General features: G+C 28.4%; 1 pseudogene. It reads left to right on the top strand.

The features are described 5' to 3' along the window. Positions 1-86 precede the first annotated feature (86 nt). Positions 87-236 (top strand): annotated as a pseudogene (locus ACRHOC_RS15170) (RNA methyltransferase); the annotation flags it as partial.

Below are 236 nucleotides of genomic sequence, written 5' to 3'. Positions count from 1 at the left end.
TATACATTATTTAGATATGATCGTTACTGAACAGAAATTAGTCCAAAAAACATTTACTTTGTACTTTATCAAACAAATGTAACTACATTTTAATCGTTACAAAGCATCAAATAAAGTTAATTAAAAGTTTAGGTGAAAAAAAGTACAGACCCCATGAAGGTTTGTTTGTGGTTCAGGGAAAAAAAGGTATAGCAGAATTTTTAAACTCTCCAATTGAACTAAACCATCTTGTCACT

The sequence above is a fragment of the Winogradskyella poriferorum genome (genome assembly GCF_050618035.1).
Taxonomy (GTDB): Bacteria; Bacteroidota; Bacteroidia; order Flavobacteriales; family Flavobacteriaceae; genus Winogradskyella; species Winogradskyella poriferorum_A.
Note: the sequence above shows the minus strand (reverse complement) of the source record. Positions and strands in the feature narration are given on the sequence as shown.